Source organism: Kitasatospora sp. NPDC001225, assembly GCF_053597855.1.
The window spans coordinates 1-9189 of the sequence record NZ_JBSFJC010000214.1 but is presented as its reverse complement, the minus strand read 5'-3'; the positions used below and the strand labels follow the sequence as shown (position 1 = coordinate 9189).

Here is a 9189-nt window from a genome sequence, read left to right as displayed (position 1 = left end):
GCCGGGGCCGCTCCCCCGCCGCGGGCCCGTCGCCGTCCCCCGGCTGCGGCCGTCCCCGGGCCGCGGCCGTCCTCAGGCCGTGGCGGGGCGGTGGAGCCGGCGGGCGGCGGTGCGGATGGCGAGGGTGTACGGGGCGTCCAGGGCGCGGGTGCGGGCGTCGAGGTCGTGGAAGGGCACCAGGGCCCGGTGGGTGTCGTCGGTGGTCTGGGTCCAGGCCGTCCAGGCGTTGTGGACGTCCTCGTCGGTGACCTGCTCGCCCTTGGCCTGGAGCAGCACGGCGTAGAGGCGGAACAGGTCGTCGGCGCCCTCGGGGGGTCTGGCCTCCGTGGGCAGGCAGGAGCGGATCAGGTCGGCGATGGGGTCGAGGTGGCTCATACGGCCAGTGTGCCGCTGACGAGCGTGCCGGTGAGCAGGATCAGATGGGCCGCCGCGAATATCATCGGCACGAGCCGTTCCGTGGTGCCGAGTTCGGTGTAGTGCCGGTGGCGCCGGCCGGCCGCCGCGGTGTTCCTGAGGGCGTCCCACTCGTCGGTGTAGATCCGCGCGGACAGCTTCTCCTCCAGGCTGTTGATGACCTGGAACTTGGCGCCGTTGAGGTCCCGGTAGCTGCGCAGCTGCATCCACCAGGCGCCGGAGAGGGTGATGCCGGCCAGCGCGACGGCGGTCGGCACCCACCACGGGGACTCGGACAACTTCGGTATGCCGAAGCCGATCAGGGTGACCAGCGCGGTCTGCACGGACAGGAAGAAGGTGTTGGCGCTGCCCCGGCGGGCCGAGACGCGGTCGGCCATCTCCACGGCGAGCAGGTACAGCTCCAGCAGTTCGGACCGACGGTTCGGCTCCGGCGGCGTGGTCATCGCGCATCCCCCTCGGGCAGGTGGTGTGCCGGCTTCGCCCGCTGCCCGGGCTTCCCCCGTTGTGTCCATCCTTCCCTTCGGGCGGGCCCGCCAGTGCTGCGCGCTGGCGGGGACACCGGCGGTGGGGAGGGTCAGCGCGGGTCCGGTCAGCGCGGGTAGGTCGACGGCCGCGCGTACGCCGGGCCGCCGGGGGCGGTGGCGTGCACGGCCGTGCCGGGCGCCGCGGTGCCCGGCGACGCGGCGGCGGGCGCGACGGCGCCGGCCACCGCGGCGCCGCCGTCCGACAGGGCGCGCAGCGCGGCGCCCGCCTCCGACTCGCCCTCCCCGTACTGGTGCGCGCGGGCGGTGCGCAGCGCGGCGCCGAGGTGGCGGGCGGCCTCCTCGGGGTGGCCGGTGGCGGCCAGGGCGCGGCCGTAGAGGGTCTGCAGGACCACCCTGCGGGTGACCGGGAAGGGCGGTTCGGCGACGGCCAGGCCGCGGGCGGCGTGCTGGGCGGCCTCCTCGTGGGCGCCGGCGGCCAGGCACTCGTGGGCCAGGTGCTGGCGGGCGAGGCCGACGAGGTCGGCGCGGCCGGCCCGTTCGGCCAGGGACAGGGCCTTCAGCAGCAGGCCGTGCACCCGGGCCCGGCCGGCGTGGTCGCCGTGGCGGGCGAGCGCGACGGCGTGGTTGACCAGGGCGACGGCCTGGGCGCAGCCGTCGCCGGCCCGGGCGGCGAGGTCGGGGGCGCGTTCCAGGTGGTCGAGGGCCTGGTCGGGGCGGCCCTCCTCCAGCAGGACCCAGCCGAGCAGGGCCCGGGCGCGGGACTGGGCGCCGGGGTCGCGGTCGGCCTCGGCGGCGGCCAGGCCGTGTTCGAGCAGCGGCGCCCAGCCGTCCCGGACCTGCCAGACGATCAGCGGCCACTGGAGCAGCACCAGGCGCCAGGCGCGGTCGTGCAGTCCGGCGGCGACGGCCGCCTCGACGGCGCCGCGCAGGGTGTCGCGTTCGGCGGCGTACCAGGCGAGGGCGCTCGCCCGGTCGGGGAAGGGGCGGACCTCGGCGGGGCGGCGGGTGCCGGGCGGCAGGGCGCAGCACGGTTCGCTGCCCGGTTCGGCGGCGGCGCAGGCGGTGAGAAGGGTGTTGAGCAGGTGGTCGAGCAGGCGGGGCAGCACCTGGGTGTCGGTGTCGCCGGGCAGGCTGCGGGCGTAGAGGCGGACCAGGTCGTGCAGGGTGTAGGCGTCCCGGCCGATCTGGACGATCAGGTGGGCGGTGGCCAGTTGGGCCAGGGCGGCGGCGGCCTCGTCGGGGCGGCAGCCGGCCAGGGCGGCGGCGGTGCGGCTGTCGAGGGTGGCGCCGGTGTGGGCGCCGAGGCTGCGGAACGTCCGGCGGGCGGGTTCGCCCAGGTGCTGGACGGTCAGGGCGAGCGCGGCGGCGACGCTGGTGTCCTCGACGTCGAGGAGGTCCAGGCGGTCCTGCTCGTCGGCGAGTTCGTCGGCGAGGGCGGCCAGCGCGCGGGCCGGGCCGGTGGCCAGGCGGGCGGCGGCCAGCCGCAGGGCCAGCGGCAGGCCGTCGCACAGGTCGGCCAGGCGGGCGGCGGCCTCGGGTTCGGCGGCGACCAGGTCGGGGCCGAGGGTCGCGGCGAGCAGGGTGACGGCCTGCGGGGAGGAGAGTTCGGCGAGCGGCACGGGGCGGGCGGCGTCGGAGGCGACCAGGCCGCCGAGCCGGTCGCGGCTGGTGACCAGGGTGACGCAGTCGTCGCCGTCGGGCAGCAGCGGGCGCACCTGGTCGGAGCGGCGGGCGTTGTCCAGGACGATCAGCATCCGGCGCCCGGCGGTCAGTTCGCGGTAGCGGGCGCCCATCGCCTCGGCGGTGGCAGGCATCCGCTCGACGGGCAGGCCCAGGGCGAGCAGCAGTTCGCGCAGGACGGCGGCGGTGTCGCGCTCGGGCAGCGGGCTGTGGCCGCACAGGTCGACGAAGAGCCGGCCGTCGGGGAAGTCCTGGTGGCGGCGGTGCGCCCAGGACAGGGCGAGGGTGGTCTTGCCGACGCCGGCGCCGCCGGTGAGCAGGGCGACGGCGCCGGGGGCGGCGGTGGCCCGGTCGAGCGCGGCCAGTTCGTCCTCCCGGCCGGCGAAGCCGCGCGGGCGGCGGGGGAAGGGCCAGGGGGTGTGCTGCGCGGCGGTGGCGGCGGGTGCTGCCGGGGGGCGGGCGGTGACCGGTGCGAGCGCGGGTACGGGTGCGGGTGCGGGCCGCTGGTCGGGGACGGAGGCCAGGCCGCCGACGGTGGGGACCCGCGTGGGCGGCACGGGCTCGAAGGCCGGGCGGTCGGACGCCAGCCGGTCCGGCGGTTCCTGGTCGCTCGGGTGCCGGGCGGGCGGCACCCGGTCGGAGCGGCCCGGCGGCAGGGCGGGGCGCGGGGCGGCGTCGGGGCGGCTCGGCGGGGTGTCGGTGCGCAGCAGGCGGGCGTAGGCGTCGGTGAGTTCCGGTCCGGGGTCGATGCCGAGTTCCTCGGCGAGGGCCCGGCGGGTGCGGTGGAACCAGTCGAGGGCCTCGGAGCGGCGCCCCGCGCGGCCGAGCGCGTGCATGAGGTGGGCGACCAGCGGTTCGCGCAGCGGGTCGGCGGTGGCCTCGGTGTGCAGCAGGCCGGCGGCCGCGCAGTGGTCGCCGAGCCGGCCGTGGGCGCGGGCCAGGTCCTCGACGGCGGCCAGCCGCCGTTCCTCCAGGGCCCGGGCGGCGGACTGCAGCGGCAGGCCGGCGGTGGTGCCGGCCAGGGCGGGGCCCCGCCACAGGGCGAGTGCCTCGCGCAGGTCGGCGGCGGCCCGGGCGTCGTCGTCCAGGGAGCGGGCGCGGGCCACCAGGCGGTCGAACCGTACGGTGTCCACGGCCTGGTCGGGTGTCCGCAGCCGGTAGGCGCCGTTGTCGGTGACGAGTTCGACGCCGGCGGCGGGGGCGTCGTGGGCGGTGAGCAGGGAGCGCAGCCCGGAGACGTGGTTGTGGATGACGGTGCGCGAGTGCCGGGGCGGTTCCTCGTCCCAGAGGGTCTCGGTGAGCCGTTCGACGGTGACCGGTGCTCCGGGGTTCAGCAGGAGCATGGCCAGCAGGCTGCGGCGCTTGGCCGATCCGGCCGGAAGCTCGCGGCCGTCCGCGGCCACCACGGCCACCGAGCCCAGCAGTCGGAACTCCACGCACCCCCCTTGGATCAGATGTATATGACAAGCATATGACAGCACGCGATCCGTCGGTCGCGGAGCGTCGCCCACGAACGGGCGGGGCGGCGCACCGCGGGCGGCGGGGCGGCGGGCACCGGCCCCGCCGCCCCGCCCGGTCCGGGGACTACGAGGTGACGGCGTCGTCCATGGACTGCTGCCAGTAGCCCACCTTGAGCGAGTCGTCGATGTACAGACCCTTGGCGGGCAGCGAAGGGTTGCTTCCCGCGCCGACGCTCTCGTTGCCGGAGGGGCCGTGGAAGTAGACGGCCAGCGAGGTCTCGGTGCGGCCGTGGGCGCCGCTGCCGTCGGTGGCGGACAGGTTCACCGAGGCGTAGCCGGACTCGCCGGGCTTGAGCGTGACGACGGCCTGCGGCTTGGAGTCCTCGATGACCGGCGGCACCGACTGGGCCTCGCCGAAGCGCACGGCCGGGTAGCCGTAGAGGTAGCAGGGGGCGCTGCCGGTGTTGGTGACGGTCAGCAGCAGATGGTTGACCGGGCGGGTCAGCGGGGCCGCGACGGTCTTGGTGACGGAACCCTCGCAGGTGACGGCCTTGCCGTCCGCGGGGCTCGGGGGCTTCGGGGCGGCGGGGGCCTTCGCGGAGGGCTTGGCGGAGGCGGGCGAGCCGGTCTGGGCCGGGGCGCCGGTGGCGGCGGGGGCTCCGGTGGCGGGTGCGGGGGCCGGGGCGGGTGCCGCCGGGGCGGGGGCGCTCGCGGCGGGCGGGGCGGTGGGCGCCGGGGAGTTCGCGGAGGTCCCCTTGCCGCCCGCGTCCCCCGCGTCGTCGTTGCACGCCGTCAGGGTGAGCGCGGCGAGCGCGGCGGTCGCGACGGCGGCCAGGAGGCGGGTGCGGGAGGTACGGGCGGTGCGGATGCCGAGCATGTGGGCGTGGCCTCTTCGAAGATCGTTCGGTGTGGTGCTTGGATGACCGGAGCCTGCCTGGTGGCCCGTCCCAGCCGCCACGGTCAACGGCCGGTCAGGGACGCTGGGACACTGGGAGGGGCCCTGAGCAGGGGGGATGCCGGGGTCCTGGAACACGGGGATGAGACATGGGGGTTGGACGATGGGAATGCCGCACGCGACGGGGAGCCCGGCGGCGGACGATCTCGCGGCACTGCTGGGGGAACTGAAGGAGCGTTCGGGGCTCAGTTACGGGACGCTGGCCAAGCGCCTGCACCTGAGCACCTCGACGCTGCACCGCTACTGCATCGGCGCCGTGGTGCCGCCCGAGTTCGCACCGCTGGACCGCCTGGCGCGGCTCTGCCGGGCGACGCCGCAGGAGCTGATGGAACTGCACCGGCGCTGGATCCTGGCCGACGGGGCGCGCCGGGCCCGGCCGGGGCAGGAGGCGGGGGCTTCCGCTCCCGCTGCTGCCGCCGTACCTGCGGCCGTACCCGCTCCCGTCCCGGAGCCCGTACGGGAGGCGGACGCCGGCCCGGCGCCGTCCGGGCCGGCGCCGTCCGAACCGGCGCCGGACGGGCCGCCGGACGGCGAGGAGGACGAGCCGGTCGCCGTCGGCGTGCCGGCCGGGGGCACCGCGCCGGGGCGGGGCCGGCGCCGAGTGCTGCTGGCCGCCGTCACCGCGGCGGCCGTGCTGGGGGCGGTGGCCTTCAGCCTCGTCCCCTCCGGCGGGCACGGGAACGGGGCCAACGGTGGGAGCGCGGAGGCGGCCGCCGACCAGCGCCCGGCCGGCGCCGCCGAGGCGGTGGCCACCGACACCGGCCAGCCGGGCAGTGCCGAGCCCTCGACGCCGGGCGCCTCCGCGTCCACTCCCCCGGGCGGCGCGGGCCAGGCGCCCTCCGCCTCCCCCTCGTCCTCCGACGCCGCGCCCGACGCCGTTCCCGGCACCGCGGCCGGTTCCGGCCTCACCAGCTCCGACCCGGCCGGCGCCTCGCCCACCGCCACCGCCGACCCGTCGCCGCTGAGGATCGCGACCCGCCCCTACGTCTACGAGAACCCGTGCTACCAGCACTTCCTCGTCGACAGCCCGCCCCAGCAGGTCGGCCCGCCCGCCAACGAGCCGGAGGCGCCGCGCTGGGCCGCCGCGTACGGCGCGGTCGCCTCCGGGGAGCAGCGGGTCGCGCTGACCGTCCAGGGCACCGGGAAGGACACGGTCGTCCTGGAGGCGCTGCACGTACGGGTCGTGACCAAGGGCGCGCCGCTCCCCTGGAACGACTACGCGATGGGGGTGGGCTGCGGCGGCGGGGTGGAGAGCGCCTCCTTCGACATCGACCTGGACAGCGGCAGTCCGACGGTCACCGCCCGGGGCGGGCAGCGCTCCTTCCCGCGCAAGGTCAGCGAGTCCGATCCCGAGGTCTTCTACGTCACCGCGCATACCCGGGCGCACGACGTGCGCTGGGAGCTGACCCTGGACTGGTCCAGCGGCGGGCGCAAGGGCACGATGCGCGTCGCCGCGGGCAACACGCCGTTCCGTACCAGCGGGGCCACCGGGCGGCCGGGCTACGACTACCCGCTGGGCGGCAGCGAGTGGGAGCGCCGGCCGCGCTGAGCCCTCGGAAGCCGAGCCCGGCGGGCCGGACGAACCGCCCGCGCCGGACGAACCGCCCGCGCCGGGCGGGCCGGGACCAAGCGGAGGAACCGACTCCGACGGCTGTTACCACACGTCCGCGCAGCTCACGCGCGGGCCGGGTGATCGCCAGGGCACCCGGCGGCCACCACAATGGTGCGGACAGTTCCTCGGAAGTACAGAGAAAGCGAAACACCCATGGATCTCGGCGTGCGCTGGAAGCTGCACGGCGACGGGCGTACGCCCGCGCCGGGGGCGGTGGTCCGTCCCGACGAACGGCTCTCCTGGCCCCGCACGGTAGGGCTGGGCGCCCAGCACGTGGTGGCGATGTTCGGGGCGAGCTTCGTGGCGCCCGTGCTGATGGGGCTCGACCCGAACCTCGCGATCATGATGTCCGGCGTGGCGACCGTGATCTTCCTGCTGGCCACCAAGGGCCGGGTGCCCAGCTACCTGGGCTGCTCGCTGTCCTTCGTGGGCGTGGCGGCGGTGATCCGGGCGCAGGGCGGCACCAGCGCGACGGTGACCGGCGCGGTGTTCGTGGTGGGCGTGGTGCTGTTCCTGGTCGGGGTGGCGGTCCAGCGGTTCGGGGCGCGGATCATCCACGCCACGATGCCGCCGATCGTCACCGGCGCGGTGGTCATGCTGATCGGCTTCAACCTCGCCCCGGTGACCGCCTCGACGTACTGGCCGCAGGACCAGTGGACGGCGCTGCTGGTGATGCTGTTCACCGGTCTGGCCGTGGTGTGCCTGCGCGGCTTCTGGTCGCGGGTGGCGATCTTCCTGGGGCTGCTGTTCGGGTACGGGATCTCCTGGCTGTTCGACCAGGTCTTCGGGAAGATCCACTCGGTGGACGGCGGCGGGCACATGACCGACCACTGGCGCCTGGACCTGTCGGGCGTCGGCAAGGCGGACTGGATCGGCCTGCCGACCTTCCACGGCCCGTCCTTCCAGTGGTCGGCGATCCTGGTGGCGCTGCCCGTGGTGATCGCGCTGGTCGCCGAGAACGCCGGGCACGTCAAGGCGGTCGGCGAGATGACCGGCTCCAACCTGGACGACAAGCTGGGCACCGCGATCTCGGCGGACGGCGTCGCCTCCATGCTCTCCACCGCGGTCGGCGGCCCGCCGAACACCACGTACTCGGAGAACATCGGCGTCATGGCCGCCACCCGGGTCTACTCGACGGCGGCGTACTGGGCGGCGGCGGGCTTCGCCCTGCTGTTCGGCCTGTGCCCGAAGTTCGGCGCGATCGTGGCCGCGATCCCCGGCGGGGTGCTCGGCGGGATCACCGTGATCCTCTACGGCATGATCGGCCTGCTCGGCGCGCAGATCTGGACCAAGTCCCAGGTGGACCTGCGCAACCCGCTGAACCTGGTGCCGGCCGCGGCGGGCATCATCATCGGCATCGGCAACGTGTCGCTGAAGTTCACCGACACCTTCAGCATCAGCGGCATCGCGCTCGGCACGCTGGTCGTCATCACCGGCTACCACGCGCTGCGGGCGCTGGCGCCGGCGCACCTCAAGACGCAGGAGCCGCTGCTGGACGAGGGCACCTCCTCGTACGACGAGAACGCGGAAGGCGCTGAGGGCGCCGGGGGAACCGGGGCACCGCGCACCCCGTAACGGACGGGAGCAGGGCCGGGTTCACCCCGGAGGACGGCCGGCGGAAGTGACCGAAAAGCACTTCCGTCGGCCGTTTCGTCTGGCCGGGCGGGCCGGTTGCTGGTCGAATCACTGCTCGCTCGTATCGGCCACTCATCCCCCCGGGAGAGGCATGTCCCCTCTGACCCACCGCCGCAAGGCCGCCACCGCGGCCGCCGCCCTCGCCACGCTGGCGCTCACCTGCGGCCAGGCCTCCGCCAGCAGCCCCGCCGCCGACGCGGGCAAGGTCCTGTGGACGCCGAGCACCAGCACGGGCCCGTCCTCGTTCAAGGCCGTCCAGTGCGCTTCCGGCAACTTCAAGGTGGTGAAGGACTCCGTGAAGGGCAGCGTGTGGCGGGCCTTCCAGGCCGCCGGCGAGGAGCGCTGCGAGACGCTCAGCCCGGACCTGAAGGAGGGCGACACCTTCTACCTGGGCTGGTCGTCCAAGGTGGACATCAAGGACACCAACAGCCGGTACGTCTTCCAGCTGAAGTGCTCGCCGAGCACCGACACCGCCAACCACCCGATCGAGATCGACATCGTCAACGGGCGCGTCCGCCTCCAGGAGTGGGACACCGCCCACGTGTCGCACTCCCTGTGGACCGCGCAGACCGCCAACAACACCTGGCACTCGTACGCGCTGAAGATCCGCCTGGGCCGCACGGACGGCACCATCGACTTCTGGTTCGACGGCGTGAAGCAGACGTTCACCACGGGCTCGGGCACGTTCAAGGGCACCACCTGGGACGGCGACCGGAACTACCTCAAGTGGGGCTCGTACCACCCCTCCACGGGCGACGCGACGAACACCTTCACCAGCCCGGTGATGGCCACCACCCTGGAGGCGGCCACCGCCGGCTCGTGAACAGCCGTGGGCCCGGACCGCGCCGGACGCGGTGGGGGCGCGCCCGTGTGGGGGGGGGGGGGGCCCAAGCCCGCCCCCGGGGGACCCGGCCAGGCCGCGCCGGGCGCGCGCCCGCGCGCGCAGGG

General features: G+C 75.7%; 7 protein-coding genes. 3 read left to right on the top strand and 4 right to left on the bottom strand.

Annotated elements, in window-relative coordinates; genetic code table 11:
• Window positions 1-72 precede the first annotated feature (72 nt).
• The 4 genes from ACWDCZ_RS37285 to ACWDCZ_RS37270 form a co-directional block, all read right to left on the bottom strand.
• Window positions 73-375: a DUF7701 domain-containing protein gene (locus tag ACWDCZ_RS37285; protein WP_074005344.1), complete on the bottom strand. Its 303-nt coding sequence runs from the start codon at window positions 373-375 to the stop codon at window positions 73-75.
• On the bottom strand, window positions 372-857 hold the full coding sequence (locus ACWDCZ_RS37280) for a RipA family octameric membrane protein (protein ID WP_053112619.1): 486 nt from the start codon (window positions 855-857) through the stop codon (window positions 372-374). The genes ACWDCZ_RS37285 and ACWDCZ_RS37280 overlap by 4 nt, the downstream gene beginning before the upstream one ends.
• Window positions 858-1003: 146 nt before the next feature.
• A complete protein-coding gene (locus ACWDCZ_RS37275) occupies window positions 1004-4015 on the bottom strand; it encodes a BTAD domain-containing putative transcriptional regulator (RefSeq protein WP_449818239.1) in 3012 nt (1003 codons plus the stop codon).
• A gap of 148 nt (window positions 4016-4163) precedes the next feature.
• Entirely contained in the window at window positions 4164-4916 is a 753-nt protein-coding gene (locus tag ACWDCZ_RS37270; protein ID WP_449818238.1) for a DUF4232 domain-containing protein, read from the bottom strand.
• 187 nt (window positions 4917-5103) lie between these two features.
• Here ACWDCZ_RS37270 and ACWDCZ_RS37265 point away from each other — a divergent pair, with 187 nt between their 5' ends.
• The 3 genes from ACWDCZ_RS37265 (at window position 5104) to ACWDCZ_RS37255 (ending at window position 9064) form a co-directional block, all read left to right on the top strand.
• Entirely contained in the window at window positions 5104-6543 is a 1440-nt protein-coding gene (locus ACWDCZ_RS37265) for a helix-turn-helix domain-containing protein (RefSeq protein WP_449818237.1), read from the top strand.
• Between the two features lie 216 nt (window positions 6544-6759).
• Entirely contained in the window at window positions 6760-8181 is a 1422-nt protein-coding gene (locus ACWDCZ_RS37260; protein ID WP_449818236.1) for a uracil-xanthine permease family protein, read from the top strand.
• Window positions 8182-8332: 151 nt separating this feature from the next.
• Entirely contained in the window at window positions 8333-9064 is a 732-nt protein-coding gene (locus ACWDCZ_RS37255) for a heparin lyase I family protein (RefSeq protein WP_449818235.1), read from the top strand.
• Window positions 9065-9189: the final 125 nt, after the last annotated feature.

Excerpts from the sequence above, each read along its gene's own strand:
- ACWDCZ_RS37285 (WP_074005344.1), bottom strand. The coding sequence starts at position 375 with ATGAGCCACCTCGACCCCATCGCCGACCTGATCCGCTCCTGCCTGCCC.
- ACWDCZ_RS37280 (WP_053112619.1), bottom strand. The coding sequence starts at position 857 with ATGACCACGCCGCCGGAGCCGAACCGTCGGTCCGAACTGCTGGAGCTG.
- ACWDCZ_RS37270 (WP_449818238.1), bottom strand. The coding sequence starts at position 4,916 with ATGCTCGGCATCCGCACCGCCCGTACCTCCCGCACCCGCCTCCTGGCC.
- ACWDCZ_RS37265 (WP_449818237.1), top strand. The coding sequence starts at position 5,104 with ATGCCGCACGCGACGGGGAGCCCGGCGGCGGACGATCTCGCGGCACTG.
- ACWDCZ_RS37260 (WP_449818236.1), top strand. The coding sequence starts at position 6,760 with ATGGATCTCGGCGTGCGCTGGAAGCTGCACGGCGACGGGCGTACGCCC.
- ACWDCZ_RS37255 (WP_449818235.1), top strand. The coding sequence starts at position 8,333 with ATGTCCCCTCTGACCCACCGCCGCAAGGCCGCCACCGCGGCCGCCGCC.